The organism is Pseudorhodoplanes sp., assembly GCF_035565795.1.
In the GTDB taxonomy this organism is placed as follows: domain Bacteria; phylum Pseudomonadota; class Alphaproteobacteria; order Rhizobiales; family Xanthobacteraceae; genus Pseudorhodoplanes.
On sequence record NZ_DATMRV010000018.1, the window covers coordinates 1 to 13581 of the forward strand.

At 62.6% G+C, this 13581-nt stretch carries 13 protein-coding genes and 1 pseudogene; 7 read left to right on the forward strand and 7 right to left on the reverse strand.

Translation table 11 applies throughout. The features are described 5' to 3' along the window. Window positions 1-144: 144 nt before the first annotated feature. Window positions 145-900 carry a CoA-transferase gene (locus VNZ93_RS01555; RefSeq protein ID WP_325699082.1) on the reverse strand — a complete coding sequence of 252 codons (756 nt, stop codon included), beginning with the start codon at window positions 898-900 and terminating at the stop codon, window positions 145-147. 9 nt (window positions 901-909) lie between these two features. Continuing rightward, window positions 910-1725, reverse strand: a complete 816-nt coding sequence (locus VNZ93_RS01560) for a CoA transferase subunit A (RefSeq protein WP_325699085.1) — start codon at window positions 1723-1725, stop codon at window positions 910-912. Window positions 1726-1833: 108 nt separating this feature from the next. On the opposite strand from VNZ93_RS01560, the gene VNZ93_RS01565 reads away from it, so the two are divergent. Beyond that, window positions 1834-2790, forward strand: coding sequence for an NAD(P)-dependent oxidoreductase (locus VNZ93_RS01565; RefSeq protein ID WP_325699088.1), 957 nt, complete (start codon window positions 1834-1836; stop codon window positions 2788-2790). Window positions 2791-2893: 103 nt separating this feature from the next. Here the strand turns inward: VNZ93_RS01565 and VNZ93_RS01570 are convergent, their stop codons facing one another. Then, a complete protein-coding gene (locus VNZ93_RS01570) occupies window positions 2894-3271 on the reverse strand; it encodes a hypothetical protein (protein ID WP_325699091.1) in 378 nt (125 codons plus the stop codon). Window positions 3272-3626: 355 nt separating this feature from the next. Here VNZ93_RS01570 and VNZ93_RS01575 point away from each other — a divergent pair, with 355 nt between their 5' ends. Both VNZ93_RS01575 and VNZ93_RS01580 read left to right on the forward strand, forming a co-directional pair. Beyond that, a complete protein-coding gene (locus tag VNZ93_RS01575; protein ID WP_325699093.1) occupies window positions 3627-4640 on the forward strand; it encodes a S1C family serine protease in 1014 nt (337 codons plus the stop codon). 125 nt (window positions 4641-4765) lie between these two features. After that, window positions 4766-5623 (forward strand): lytic transglycosylase domain-containing protein, encoded by an 858-nt coding sequence (locus tag VNZ93_RS01580; RefSeq protein WP_325699115.1) that lies wholly within the window; start codon window positions 4766-4768, stop codon window positions 5621-5623. A gap of 4 nt (window positions 5624-5627) precedes the next feature. Here VNZ93_RS01580 and VNZ93_RS01585 read toward each other — a convergent pair whose 3' ends face one another. Beyond that, window positions 5628-6086, reverse strand: a complete 459-nt coding sequence (locus tag VNZ93_RS01585; protein WP_325699096.1) for an Lrp/AsnC family transcriptional regulator — start codon at window positions 6084-6086, stop codon at window positions 5628-5630. Between the two features lie 161 nt (window positions 6087-6247). Here VNZ93_RS01585 and VNZ93_RS01590 point away from each other — a divergent pair, with 161 nt between their 5' ends. After that, window positions 6248-8638 carry a transketolase gene (locus tag VNZ93_RS01590; RefSeq protein WP_325699099.1) on the forward strand — a complete coding sequence of 797 codons (2391 nt, stop codon included), beginning with the start codon at window positions 6248-6250 and terminating at the stop codon, window positions 8636-8638. 1 nt (window position 8639) lies between these two features. Here the strand turns inward: VNZ93_RS01590 and VNZ93_RS01595 are convergent, their stop codons facing one another. Next, entirely contained in the window at window positions 8640-9233 is a 594-nt protein-coding gene (locus VNZ93_RS01595; protein ID WP_325699102.1) for a Yip1 family protein, read from the reverse strand. A 95-nt stretch (window positions 9234-9328) separates the two neighbouring features. Continuing rightward, the gene (locus VNZ93_RS01600) at window positions 9329-10960 is read right to left on the reverse strand and encodes a GMC family oxidoreductase (protein ID WP_325699105.1); all 1632 of its coding nucleotides are present in this window, start codon (window positions 10958-10960) and stop codon (window positions 9329-9331) included. A gap of 223 nt (window positions 10961-11183) precedes the next feature. Here VNZ93_RS01600 and modA point away from each other — a divergent pair, with 223 nt between their 5' ends. From modA to modC, 3 genes are read left to right on the forward strand one after another with little or no spacing between them, the layout of a single operon-like run. Next, complete coding sequence (gene modA / locus VNZ93_RS01605; RefSeq protein WP_325699108.1) at window positions 11184-11978, forward strand: molybdate ABC transporter substrate-binding protein; 795 nt, start codon at window positions 11184-11186, stop codon at window positions 11976-11978. Window positions 11979-12003: 25 nt separating this feature from the next. After that, window positions 12004-12699, forward strand: a complete 696-nt coding sequence (modB, locus tag VNZ93_RS01610) for a molybdate ABC transporter permease subunit (protein WP_325699111.1) — start codon at window positions 12004-12006, stop codon at window positions 12697-12699. 2 nt (window positions 12700-12701) lie between these two features. Beyond that, complete coding sequence (gene modC, locus VNZ93_RS01615) at window positions 12702-13388, forward strand: molybdenum ABC transporter ATP-binding protein (RefSeq protein ID WP_325699113.1); 687 nt, start codon at window positions 12702-12704, stop codon at window positions 13386-13388. Between the two features lie 7 nt (window positions 13389-13395). Here modC and VNZ93_RS01620 read toward each other — a convergent pair. Beyond that, window positions 13396-13581 (reverse strand): annotated as a pseudogene (locus VNZ93_RS01620) (ABC transporter substrate-binding protein); the annotation flags it as partial.

Consider the following 13581-nt stretch of genomic DNA (forward strand, 5'->3'; position numbering starts at 1 on the left):
GTTTCTGCACGAATGCCGCCGCACCATCCGGTGCCGATGACAGCCACTTCAACAGGTTCTACCGGCATTTCGTCCCTTGAAATTTGTTGTCGTTGCAGCAATCAAGAGAAACATGCGGCGGCAATATTCGCAAATTGACGCTGCTTACGTGGGGACAGCCTTCGCGGCGTTCGCGGTAACGCCGAAAATCTTTTCCGCGAATTGCGGGTAGACCTCCGCCAGTTCGGGCGCGACGGTCTCGCGCATCACGCGCAACGTCTGAGCATCGGGCGCCGGCGTTTCCGGCACGTGATCCGGCATGTCGAAGTCGAAGCCGGTATGCTCCACGATCTCATCGACCGTATGCCCCGGATGCACGCTTTGCAGGCGAAAGCGGCGCCGCTCCTTGTCGAACGCGAACAGGCAGCGATTGGTAATCAGCGCGACCGGCCCGCCATTGCGATGGACATTCGGCTGGCTGACGCCGGGCGCGCTGACGAAATCGACCTTCGGCACCAGCGTGCGGCGCGAATGCTCGGTGCGGAACAGGATCACCTTCGGCACGACGAAATAGAGATAGGCCGAACCGAACGAACCGGGGAAGCGAACCCGCGGCCTATCGTGATCGCCGATACCGACGAGATTGATGTTGCCCTCGCCGTCGATCTCGCCACCGGACAGGAAGAACACATCCATGCGCCCCTGCCCAGCGCAGTCGAACAGTTCGACGCCGCCGTCGGTGAAGAAGTTATGCTTGCGGCTCTGCAGCAGCGACACATAGGGCCGCCCGCTCCCCCGCGCGCGGCAGAGCAGCGCCGCCGCTGCCGGAATCGGTGACGCATTGCCTACGGCGATGTGCCGGACATCGCCGATCAGGTCGGCGACACTCGCGATCAGAAGTTCTTCGGGCTGGAATGTCATGACCAATCGCTACGCCGCCTGCTTCCCATGCACATACGCGTCGCAATAGCGCGCGAAGCCATCAGCGGTTTTCGCAAGCCGCGCATACTCGGCAAGATGCGCGACATCGACCGGATAATAATCCGGCAGCGACAGCGGCCATGCGCCGTTCTCCACTACCGCGACCGCCTCGACATAGAAGCCGGGCAGCACGCCGGCGGCGAGCACCGGATCGTCCAGCAGATCGCCGTCGTGAATGCGTTCCACCGTCACGACGGTCTTGCGCGACGCATGTGCAAGCGTACCGAGATCGCGCTGTCGTCCGATCCAGACATTGCCGTTCCGGTCCGCCATCGGCGCATGAAACAGCGCAACATCCGGCCGGATCGCCGGCAGCAGCACAATCGGGTCGTCGTTTCCGAAGGGATTGTCGATCACCCGCCAGTCACTGCGAATTTTCATCAAGTCGGAACCGATCAGACCGCGCAGAGGCATGAACGGATTTCCCTTCTCTCCAGCCTCCAGCGCGGCATAGATCGCGGGGCAGGTCGCATCCTTCATACGCAATGTCCCGGCGGTCATCGCGGCGGTAAAGCGGGGCGCGAGACCAAGCTCGCCGAGGCTCACCGCCGACGTCTCCAGCGTCTCCACGCACCCGGCGCCGATCAGCATATCGGCCTGAAGCGTTGAAGCTGGCAGCGCCACCAGGTGAAGATTTTTCACATTGCGGCGAATGAGCGCCCGCGTGGCTTCCATCGCCACGCCAGCCTGCTCACGCGGTACTGCAAGCAGGCAGCCATCGGCGATCGGAGAAAGAGCTTCTTCCAGTGAAACAATAGCCGGCATGGGACCTCCGCTGTCCGATCATAGGTGCGGTCGGTAGACTTGCGAAGACCTTGCGGCGGATGGCTCGTGTGTTACCAGATTGGCCACAAACGCCGCGGGAGGAAACGAATGGCGAATACGACCAAGATCGGCTGGATCGGCATGGGCCGCATGGGCTACGCGATGGCCGAATGGCTGTTGAAGTCCGGCTACGATGTCTCGATCTGGAACCGGACGAAGGCCAAGGCCGAACCACTGACCAAGATCGGCGGCAAGGTTGTCGACAAGCTGTCGGACTTGAACAATGTCGACGTGCTGTTCTCCATCGTGTCCGCCGGCAAGGACGTGAAGGAAGTCTATTTCGGTCCGAACGGCGTCGCGCCGAACGGCAAGGGCAAGATGCCGAAGATCGTGGTCGACTGCTCGACCATCGCGGTCGACGATTCCGCAGAAATCCGCGAACAGCTTAAGGCGCTTGGTTCCGAATTCGTTGCGTGCCCGGTCTCCGGCAATGCAAAGGTGATCAAGGCCGGCAAGCTTTCCGCTGTCGCCTCGGGTCCTGAAGCGGCCTTCCGCAAGGTCGAGGACATGATCGTCAAGTTTGCGCCGAACGGCGTGTCCTATGTCGGCGATGGCGAACTCGCCCGTATCTGCAAGATCGCGCACAACGTGATGCTGGGCGTCGTGATTCAGAACCTGATCGAAATCACGCTCCTCGCGAACAAGATGGGCGTACCGCGCGAAGCGTTCCTGCGCTTCATGAGCAACAGCGTCATGGGTTCGATGTTCACGCGCTACAAGTCACCCGCGCTCGTCAATCTCGACTGGACCACGACGTTTACGCCGGAGCTTCTGCTGAAGGATCTCGATCTCGGGCTCGAGCTTGGTCGTGAGTGGAAGGTGCCCATGCCGACCACGGCGGCAACGCGCGAGATGCTGCAGGGGCATATCGGCAATGCGATCCTGCAGAAGGATCCGGAGGCCTATCTGGAGAAGGACTTCGCCACCCTGATGGAAACGATGGCAAATCTCTCAGGGATGAAACTGCAGAGCGAACAGAAGAACGTCCCGACGGGACTGGAATAGCCACTTGCATCATGGCCGGGGTTGGCCCGGCCATCCATCTTCCTGCGAGATGCGCTTGCTTGTTTCGACATGCGCGGGCAAGACCCGCGCATGTCATTCGAATTCAGGGCGCCGCGATGTGCCAGACGTTGTTCACGCCGTCTCCGGTAACGTCGCCGGGCTTTGCATCCTTGACCCAGCCATAGAGTGGCTTGCCCTTGTAAGCCCATTGAGCGCTGCCATCGTCGCGCCTGATGACGGTGTAGGAACCGTCGGTTTTGGCATCATTGGGCGCCATCAGTGGTGGCCAGTTGGTGGCGCACGGACCGTTGCAGGCCGACTTTCCGTCGGAGTCCCTGTCGAAAATATAAAGCGTCATGCCCTTCTGATCGGTCAGCACCTTGCCTTTCGCGCTGTCGCCGATCTTCGTAGGCGGGACCTGTGCGAACGCGGTTGAAACTCCGATCGCGATGCCTGCTGCGAGGATGAGACTCGTACGCATGGACAATCCTCCTGGGCAAAAATCCTCCTGGCATGAGTTGCGATGAACTCATGCCCAGCGAAACCCGGACATCGGGCGCTATTCCGGATGCCCGTTCACATTCCGATGATTGAACAAATTTTTCTGCTGCCATGCCAGGCAGGAACCGCGAGCTGAATCGATCCGGGCGCGCGACCAGGTCGTGCTCCCGGTGACACAGTTTTGACGGATAAGTCGGCCGCAAACCAGCCAAACCGGCCGTAGCATGCCCCGCGCCCCTTGTTCTCGGACCGACTCGTGCCTCTATAATTGGCATCTGTCTTGCAATCCTGATTCGATCAGAGTTGCGAGACGGGTGAGCCAAATGGAGGCCTTGATGCGAACGTCACTGCCGATGCGCGTGGTGCTGTTGCTGGTCTCGGTTCTGTTGCTTGCAACCGCGTCCGGTTCCGCCTTCGCGCAGAGTGACGGCGCCAAGGCTGCGACGGATGATCTCCTGTCGTCCGTGGTTCGGATCAAGACCTACATCAACCCTGATGGCCGCACCGTCGACAATCTCGGCCAGGAGCGCGACGGCTCCGGCATTGTGATCGACGATGACGGGCTCATCCTGACGATCGGCTATCTGATGGTGGAGGCGCATGCCGCCGAAGCCATCACCAACGATGGTCGCGCGATACCGGCAACGATTGTCGGCTATGATCACGATACCGGTTTCGGTCTTTTGAAGGCAGTAGCGCCGCTCAAGGTCCGGCCAATGCTGTTCGGCAGTTCAAAAGAGCTGAAGGTCGGCGATCCGGTGCTGGCGGCAAGTTTCGGAGGACGCGACGGTATCGCGCCGGCGCGGGTCGTCTCGCGCCGCGAATTTGCGGGAACCTGGGAATATCTCATTGATGGTGCGATCTATACCGCGCCCGCGCATTCGCACTGGAGCGGCGCGGCACTAATCACACGCGACGGCAAGCTCGTCGGGGTCGGTTCGCTGATCGTCGGCGACGCGACGGGTGACGGCGGCGGCGCGGGGAACCTCTACATCCCGACCGACCTGCTCAAACCCATACTCGGCGACCTGATCGCCAATGGGGCGGTGGGAGGCACGCCCAAGCCCTGGATCGGCCTGAACACCCAACCCACCGAACGCGGTCTCGTCGTGACGCGCGTGACCACAGGTTCGCCCGCCGAGAAAGCAGGACTGCGCAAGGGCGACGTGATCGCCAATATCGGCGGAACGGCAACAAAGACCTTGCCGGAATTCTACCGCAAGCTCTGGTCGCTCGGCGCGGCCGGCATCACGGTGCCGCTCGATATCGTACGCGATGGCAAGGATGAGCACGTCGACGTACAGTCGATTAACCGCATGGACCATCTTAAGCTGAAGAGCACTTTCTAGTTCTGTAATCCCTGCATTTCACGAGGTGCGGCTCGACCCGCCGAGCGTCTCATGGTGACAGGATCAGTACAGTGCCGGGCGTCTGTCGTCGAAGCGCATGCAGGATTGCTGTGGCTGCGGGTGCCATCGCCCTGGCATTCGCACCGTTTTCCGTGGCGCGCGCGTCTGCGCCTGACGACTCCATCTGCCTGATGATCGAATCGGCGGCGCGCGACCACGGCATTCCGGTCGAGTTCTTCGCGCGCGTCATCTGGCAGGAAAGCCGGTTTCGCGCCGACGCCGTCGGGCCAATGACACGCAGCGGCAAGCGCGCTCAGGGCATGGCGCAGTTCATGCCGGGCACGGCGGCAGAGCGTGGGCTGCTCGATCCCTTCGATCCCGTCCAGGCGCTGCCGAAATCCGCTGAATTCCTCAAGGAGCTCTGGCTGCAATTCGGCAATCTCGGCCTCGCCGCGGCGGCCTACAATGCCGGGCCGCGCCGCGTTCGCGAATGGCTGGCGGGCACCGGCGCGATGCCGGGCGAGACGCGCAATTACGTATCCGCGATCACCGGCATGACGGTCGACGATTGGGCCGCCGAACGCACCAAGGCGAACGAAGGGAAAGAAAAGCCGAAGCAGGAACAGAAACACGAGCCGGGATGCGGCGAATTGATGGCGCTGCTCAAGCGATCGCCGAGTCCGTTCCTCGAACAATTGACCCAGCGCGTCGTGCATTCGCTCGGCCAGCCCTGGGGCGTTCAGCTTGGCGCCGGCTTCTCGCGTGATCGCGCCATGGCGATGTATGCGCGCGCGCTCAAGCGGTTCGAGACCGTGCTGGCAGGCAAGGACCCTGGCATCCAGTCGTCGGTTCTGCGCACGCGCGGACGCGCGGTGTTCTATCAGGTGCGCATCGGAACCGACACGCGCGCCGCCGCCAACGAGCTTTGCAACTCGCTTCGCAAGGCGGGCGGCGCCTGCCTTGTGTTGCGCAACAAGGGCTAACCGCTCAGATCGGCAACACGTTGGTGTATTTCACCTGCTCGAGCGCAAAGCTCGATTCGATGGACGCGATTCCATCGAGCCGCGTCAGCTTTGCTTTCAGGAATTGCTCATAGGCACTGAGGTCGGCGACCACCACGCGAAGAAGATAATCGCGCGGCCCGGTCATCAGATAGCATTCCAGCACTTCCGGCCAGCGCACGATCGCCTTGCCGAACTTGGCGAGCGCTTCTTCGCGCTGACTCTCCAGCTTGATCGACACGAACACGCTGACCGGCAGCCCGACCGTCTGCTGGCTCAGCACCGCGACGTAACGCGCAATGATGCCCGCCTTCTCCATGAGCCGCACGCGGCGCAGGCAGGGCGACGGCGACAGCCCGACCTTCTCGGCGAGCGTCGCAAGGCTCATCCGGCCGTCCTCCTGCAACAAGGCGAGGATTTTCCGGTCGATGGCATCAAGCTGCATACTGGCGGATTCCACTTATCTTAGCTCATTTATTGGCTAATTCTTTCAATCACGAACCAAATGATAGCTCAGATTGGATGCCCTTGCCACCGCCACTGTGGGACACCGATGCTGTTCCGGCACCTCAAAGGATCGCCGTCACGCGCAAGGAGGAGCGCATCATGCAGTCATCTCGGATCGAGGTCCTGTCCGAACTCGAAAAGAAGGTGCTGTGGCTTGCGAGCTGGACGATCCACAACGCAAACCACCTGCGTGAGAATGTCGACGGGCTGAAAGTCGGCGGACACCAGGCGTCGTCCGCCTCGCTCGCGACCATCATGACCGCGCTCTATTTCGACATCCTGCGTCCGCAGGATCGCGTGGCCGTCAAGCCGCATGCTTCGCCGATCTTTCACGCGATCCAGTATCTGCTCGGCAAGCAGACGCGCGAGAAGCTGGAGAATTTCCGCGGCTACAAGGGCGCGCAAAGCTATCCCTCGCGCACCAAGGATATCGACGATGTCGATTTCTCGACAGGCTCGGTCGGCCTTGGTGTGGCGCAGACCCTGTTCTCGTCGATCGTGCAGGACTATGTGCACGCGCACGGCCTCGCGAAGGACAAGCCCGAAGGGCGCATGATCGCGCTGGTCGGCGATGCCGAACTCGACGAGGGCAATATCTTCGAGGCACTGCTGGAAGGCTGGAAGCAGTCGCTGCGCAATTGCTGGTGGATCGTCGATTACAACCGGCAAAGTCTCGATGCCGTCGTCCGCGAAGGCTTGTGGGAGCGCTACGAGCAGTTGTTCACGAATTTCGGCTGGGAGGTCGTGATCGTGAAATACGGCTCGCTGCAGGAGGCCGCGTTCCGCGAGCCCGGCGGCGACAAGCTGCGCGCCTGGATCGATGCGTGCCCGAACCCGCTCTATTCGGCACTGGTGTTTCAGGGCGGTGCGGCGTGGCGCAAGCGCCTGCTTGACGAGATCGGCGATCAGGGACCGGTGACGGCGCTGATCGAGAAGCGTTCGGACGAAGAACTGGCGCGCCTGATGAACAATCTCGGCGGTCACGATCTGCCGGCGCTGATCAAGGCGTTCCAGAGCATCAAGCATGATCGGCCGGTCTGCTTCATCTGCTACACCGTGAAGGGCTTCGGCCTGCCGATGGCCGGCCACAAGGACAATCACGCCGGACTGATGACGCCGGCGCAGATGGAAACCTTCCGCACGCAGAACCATGTGCGGCCCGGGCACGAATGGGACAAATTCGAGGGCCTGACGCTGCCGCAGGAAACGCTGCAGGGCTTCCTCGACAAAGTCCCGTTCGCGCAGCGCAAGCCCGCCGCAAAGGCGCCACGCATCGACATTCCGGCGACGCTGTCGGTGCCGGCGCAGGCGGTCACCTCGACCCAGACCGGCTTCGGCGCGCTGATGAACGAGATCGCCAAGTCGAAGGAGGCGTATGCCTCGCGGATCGTCACGACGTCGCCCGACGTCACGGTCTCGACCAATCTCGGCGCGTGGGTGAACCGGCGCGGCCTGTTCGCGCGTTCGGCTTCGCTCGACACATTCCGCAACGAACGCATCCCGTCGACCTTCGCATGGGAATTTTCGCCGGGCGGCCAGCATATCGAACTCGGCATCGCGGAGATGAATCTGTTCATCCTCCTGTCCGCGCTCGGACTGTCGCATGCGATCGAGGGCGAGCGGCTGCTGCCAATCGGCACGCTGTACGATCCGTTCATCGCGCGCGGTCTCGATGCGCTGAACTATGCCTGCTATCAGGATGCGCGTTTCATCGTCGTGGCGACGCCATCGGGCATCACGCTCGCACCCGAAGGCGGCGCGCATCAATCGATCGCGCAGCCGTTGATCGGCATGGCGCAGGACGGTCTGGCCTCGTTCGAACCGGCCTTCGTGGACGAGCTCGCGGTGATCCTGCGCTTTGCGCTGGATTACATCCAGAAGGACGGCGATGCGACGCCGTCAGAGAGAAACTGGCTGCGCGACGAGACCGGCGGCTCGATCTATCTGCGTCTCTCGACGCGGCCGGTCGAACAGCCGCAGCGCGCAATGAGCGACGAACTTCAGCAAGGCATCATTGACGGAGCCTACTGGCTGCGAAAGCCCGGCCCGAATGCGCAGGTGGTCGTCGCCTATACCGGCGCGATCGCGCCCGAAGCGATCGAAGCTGTCGGCCTGATGGGCGAAGACCGCCGCGATGTCGGTCTGCTCGCGGTCACGTCCGCCGATCGCCTGAATGCAGGCTGGACAGCGGCGCAGCGCGCACGCGAGCACGGCCTTGTACATGCCCGGTCGCACATCGAACGGCTGCTGGACGACGTGCCGGCGCATTGCGGCCTGGTCACGGTGCTGGACGGACATCCCGCCACGCTGTCATGGCTCGGCGGCGTGCATGGCCACCGAACACGCGGCCTCGGTGTTGAACATTTCGGGCAGACGGGCTCACTGCCCGATCTCTACCGACATTACGGGATCGACGCGAATGCGATCATCGCTGCGGCGCAAGGGCTGACCGCCGGCAGGCCGATCCGCTATCTGCGGGCGCTGCCGTGAATCAGCCGGCGCCCGAGCCCCGGAATGGCAACGTAGTGACCGCGGCCTGGATCACGGACATTGCAATGACGATTCCGAAGGCCGCCACGATGATCGAGATCGCATAGGGCAGGATCTTCGCGCGCGGCGTTCCCATTAGCGGCGGCAGCCCGGTCCAGATCAGCCGGATCGCGTAGAGCCCGAGGATCGACAGAAAGCGCAAGCCCGGCACCATCAGCACGACGCCGATCAGCCAGACCGGCGTGAACGAATAGACCGCGAGCTTCAGAGCATTGGTGAAATTGCGCTGCGTCTGGAACAGCGGCGCCATGACATCGATCACCAATGCGGTCAGATACACGATCACGAAACTGAACAGGTAGCTGATCAGGGCGCGTACCAGACCGAACGGCAGGGAATCGTGCACACGGCCAATCGATACGGAAACGCCGACGAGGCTCGAGCCGATAAGGCCGCAGATCGCCGGGATCGCCGCCAGCACTGCGACATAGCCGACGAACAGGCGCATCGGATCGCCCGGCTCGGTGGCGATCAGCGGCCATTCCGAACGCGGGTCGGCGATGATGTTGCGGATACGCGTGAAAAGGGTATGCATGACGAAGACCTATCCGTCGAATGTTAGGAAATGGTTGGGCGGGGTTCCGTCATAGCCGGCACAAGGGCATCACGCCGGCGGTTTCGACTTGGCACTTATGCCCGGCCATCGTCCCGCACCATCATCGCGCCCTTCTCCGCGATCATCATGGTCGGTGAATTGGTGTTTCCGGAGGTAATCGTCGGCATCACCGACGCATCGATCACCCGGACATTGTCGAGGCCGATCAGCCGCAGCCGCTCGTCGACCACGGCCATCGGATCGTCAGGCCGCCCCATCTTCGCGGTACCGACCGGATGGAAAATCGTGGTCCCGATATCGCCTGCAGCTTTCGCCAGTCCCGCCTCATCGTCATTGCGCAGTTGTTCGCCGGGAAGATACTCGACCGGCTTGTAAGCCTGCAGCGCCGGCTGCGCGATGATGTTGCGGGCGACCCGGATCGAATCCACGGCCACCTGTCGATCCTCATCGGTCGACAGATAGTTCGGCTGGATCACCGGCTTGTCCGCCGGGTCGGTCCCGCGGAGCCGGATATAGCCGCGGCTCGACGGCCGCAGATTTGCGACGCTGGTGGTGAAGGCCGGAAAGTCGTGCAGGGGATCGCCGAACTTGTCGAGCGACAGCGGCTGCACATGAAACTGAATGTTCGGACGATCGTAGCGCGGGCTCGATCGCGTGAAGGCGCCCAGCTGCGATGGCGCCATGGTGAGCGGCCCGCGACGCCGAAGCGCATAATCGAGGCCCATCATGCCGCGCCTGAACAGCGACTTGTAAGTCTCGTTCAATGTCGTGACGCCGCTGACCTTGTGGATCAGCCGCAGCTGCAGATGATCCTGCAGGTTCTCACCGACGCCGGGCTTTTCAAGCACCGGGGCAACGCCGTGCTCGGCCAGTTGCGCAGCGGGCCCGACACCGGAGAGAAGCAGCACCTGCACCGAACCGATCGCGCCAGCCGACAGGATCACTTCACCACTGCAGCGCGCGAGCTTGCTTTCGCCATTCTGACGAAAGCGGACGCCGGTCGCGCGCTTGCCATCGAACTCGATTTTCTCGACGAGACATCCGGTTTCGACGCGAAGGTTCTGCCGGCTCATGACCGGTTTCAGAAAGCCGCGTGCGGACGACCAGCGCCGTCCCGTCTTCTGGTTGACGTGGAAATAGCCGCAGCCCTCGTTGTTGCCGGTGTTGAAGTCCTCGCATTTCGGAATGCCGGCCTGCGCCGCTGCCTCGCGAAATGCATCCGTGATGTCCCAGCGCAGCCTCGGATATTCCACGCGCCATTCGCCACCCGCACCGTGATGTTCGCTCTGGCCGAGAAAATGATCGAGCTGCTTGCGGAACAGCGGCTTCACATCATCCCAGCCCCAACCGTTGAGGCCGAGCTGACGCCAGTGGTCGTAATCGCCGGCCTGACCGCGCATGTAGATCATCGCATTGATCGCGGACGAACCACCCAGCACCTTGCCGCGCGGATAGGCCAGCGAACGGCCGTTCAATCCGGGCACAGATTCGGTGCGAAACATCCAGTCCGAACGCGGATTGCCGATCGCGAACAGATAACCGACCGGGATGTGAAACCAGATCCAGTTGTCGCGGCCGCCGGCCTCCAGCAACAGGACACGCTTGCCCGGATCAGCCGAAAGCCTGTTGGCCAGCACGCAACCGGCCGAGCCCGCGCCAACGATGATGTAGTCATACTCGCCGTCGATCTGTGCAGGCGCGGTCATGCATGTCCTCTGGCATTCTTATGAAGCGGGGCGCGCTGATGTGATCTTGGCAAATACCACAGGCTTGCTAAAGTCCGTCCGCGATCCGGATTTGCGCTGCGCGCGTGCCCCGGCGATGACGGAACGGCGGTTCCCGACCCTTATCGCACCTGAAAACGTCCGCGTTGCCATTTCCCGGCATGGCGCATGCCATGCGCCGGGGCGGCATCCTTGGAGAACCGCCATGCTGAGACGAACCTTCACCACGAAGCTCGCCCTGCTGGCCGCCACCCTGTGGCTGGCGCCGCACGCCGCTTCCGCGCAGGACAAATCCCTGACGGTCTTCGCCGCCGCCTCGATGAAGAATGCGCTGGACGATGTGAATGGCGCCTACACCAAGGCAACCGGTGTCAAGGTCATGTCGAGCTATGCTGCAAGCTCCGCTCTGGCGAAGCAGATCGAGGGCGGCGCGCCGGCCGACATCTTCATGTCGGCAGACCTGAACTGGATGGACTATCTCGACAGGAAGAAGGCCATCAAGCCGGGAACCCGTGTCAGCCTGCTCGGGAACAAGCTGGTACTGATCGCGCCGAAGGACTCCAAGATCGGCAATGTCACGATCGCTCAGGGTTTCGATCTCGCCAAACTCGCCGGTGACGGCCGCATCGCGACCGGCGACGTGAAGGCGGTCCCTGTCGGACTCTATGCGAAAGCAGCACTGGAGAAGCTCGGTTCATGGGCCGCCGCGGAGCCGAAATTCGCGATGACCGACAATGTGCGGGCAGCGCTCGTTCTCGTCTCGCGCGGCGAAGCGGCGCTCGGTATCGTCTACGAGACGGATGCGAAGGTCGAACCCGGCGTGAAGATCATCGGCGCTTTCCCGGAGGGCTCGCATCCTACGATCGTATATCCGGTAGCAGCGACCGAAAACGCCAAGCCCGAAGTGACCAGCTATCTCGAATTCCTGCGCAGCAAGACGGCGCGCGACATCTTCGAGAAATACGGCTTCACCGTTTTTACGACCAAACCCGCAACCTGACGAAGCCAGCTGACAAGCCGTTCGCGTGCTCGAACTGACACCCGAAGAATGGACGGCGATCCGGCTCTCGCTCCGGATCGCCCTGGTCGCAACGGCGGTCTCCCTGCCGATCGGCATCGCCGCCGCCTGGGTGCTGGCGCGCAAGCATTTTCCGGGAAAGGCGCTGCTCGACGGGCTGATCGTGCTGCCGCTGGTACTGCCGCCGGTCGTGACCGGCTATCTGCTGCTGATCTCTTTCGGGCGTCGCGGGCCGATCGGCAGTTTTCTCTACGAGACCTTTGGGACCGTGTTCTCGTTTCGGTGGACCGGTGCGGCGCTGGCCTGCGGGATCATGGCGTTTCCGCTGCTGGTGCGGCCAATCCGCATTTCCTTCGAAGCGATCGATCGCAAGCTGGAAGACGCCGCATCCACGCTCGGCGCCAATGCGTTCTGGCGTTTCGTCACGGTGACGCTGCCGCTCGCCATGCCGGGCATTATTGCGGGCACGCTGCTCTGCTTTGCCAAGGCGCTGGGCGAATTCGGAGCCACCATCACCTTCGTGTCGAACATCCCGGGCGAAACGCAGACGATATCGGCGGCGATCTATACCTATACGCAGACGCCGGCGGGTGACGCGGCGGCCTTGCGGCTCGTGATTGTTGCCATCGTGATCGCCATGGCGGCGCTGCTCGCCTCGGAATTCTTCGCGCGTAGAGCCTCGCGCAAGCTGCACGGAGATTGACGATGCTGCATGTCGATCTTCGTAAGGCTGTCGGTGATCTCGCCTTGTGCGTTGCATTCGACAGCGAGGGTCCGGTGACCGGCCTGTTCGGACCCTCCGGGGCCGGCAAGACGACGCTGGTCAACATGATCGCGGGGCTGGTGCGGCCGGATGCGGGGCGTCTCGCGCTCGGCGACCAGGTGCTGTTCGATCATGACCGGCGCATCGACGTGCCCGCACATAAGCGTCGCATCGGCTATGTGTTTCAGGAAGGTCGCCTGTTTCCGCATATGACGGTGGCGCGAAACCTGGACTACGGGCGCTGGATGGCCGGGTTGCCACATGATAGCGCCGAATTCGCGCGCATTCTTGCGATGCTGGATATCGAGCCACTGCTCGGGCGCCGGCCGGGCAAACTGTCCGGCGGGGAACGCCAGCGCGTCGCGATCGGCCGCGCACTGATGCTGAAGCCTCGGCTGCTTCTGCTGGACGAACCGCTTGCCTCGCTCGACCCCGCGCGAAAGAGCGAGATCATGCCCTATCTCGTCAAGTTGCGTGACGAGGCCAGGATTCCGATGGTCTATGTCAGTCACTATGCGCGCGAGCTCAAGCGCATCGCCAACGTGATCGTGCGCCTCGATGCGGGCCATGTCTCCGCGATCGGCGGTCCTGACGTTCTGAGCAAGGCGGACGAAGTCGCGTTCGTGTAGGTCAGCGTCAGCGCTTCGGCAGCCGCGTGATCTCGTCGGCCATGTAGTCGAACGCCGCAATCAGCGCGGGGCCACCGCACATCGTATAGCGCGTCGGCAGCGCCACCCGGCGCGATGGCGGATAGAGATCGCGCAAGGCTGGATGCACGAGGAACATCGCGCCCTGATCGGTCGCCGCGCTCGGGGGATCTTT

Excerpts from the sequence above, each read along its gene's own strand:
- VNZ93_RS01555 (WP_325699082.1), bottom strand. The coding sequence starts at position 900 with ATGACATTCCAGCCCGAAGAACTTCTGATCGCGAGTGTCGCCGACCTG.
- VNZ93_RS01560 (WP_325699085.1), bottom strand. The coding sequence starts at position 1,725 with ATGCCGGCTATTGTTTCACTGGAAGAAGCTCTTTCTCCGATCGCCGAT.
- VNZ93_RS01565 (WP_325699088.1), top strand. The coding sequence starts at position 1,834 with ATGGCGAATACGACCAAGATCGGCTGGATCGGCATGGGCCGCATGGGC.
- VNZ93_RS01570 (WP_325699091.1), bottom strand. The coding sequence starts at position 3,271 with ATGCGTACGAGTCTCATCCTCGCAGCAGGCATCGCGATCGGAGTTTCA.
- VNZ93_RS01575 (WP_325699093.1), top strand. The coding sequence starts at position 3,627 with ATGCGAACGTCACTGCCGATGCGCGTGGTGCTGTTGCTGGTCTCGGTT.
- VNZ93_RS01585 (WP_325699096.1), bottom strand. The coding sequence starts at position 6,086 with ATGCAGCTTGATGCCATCGACCGGAAAATCCTCGCCTTGTTGCAGGAG.
- VNZ93_RS01590 (WP_325699099.1), top strand. The coding sequence starts at position 6,248 with ATGCAGTCATCTCGGATCGAGGTCCTGTCCGAACTCGAAAAGAAGGTG.
- VNZ93_RS01595 (WP_325699102.1), bottom strand. The coding sequence starts at position 9,233 with ATGCATACCCTTTTCACGCGTATCCGCAACATCATCGCCGACCCGCGT.
- VNZ93_RS01600 (WP_325699105.1), bottom strand. The coding sequence starts at position 10,960 with ATGACCGCGCCTGCACAGATCGACGGCGAGTATGACTACATCATCGTT.
- modA (WP_325699108.1), top strand. The coding sequence starts at position 11,184 with ATGCTGAGACGAACCTTCACCACGAAGCTCGCCCTGCTGGCCGCCACC.
- modC (WP_325699113.1), top strand. The coding sequence starts at position 12,702 with ATGCTGCATGTCGATCTTCGTAAGGCTGTCGGTGATCTCGCCTTGTGC.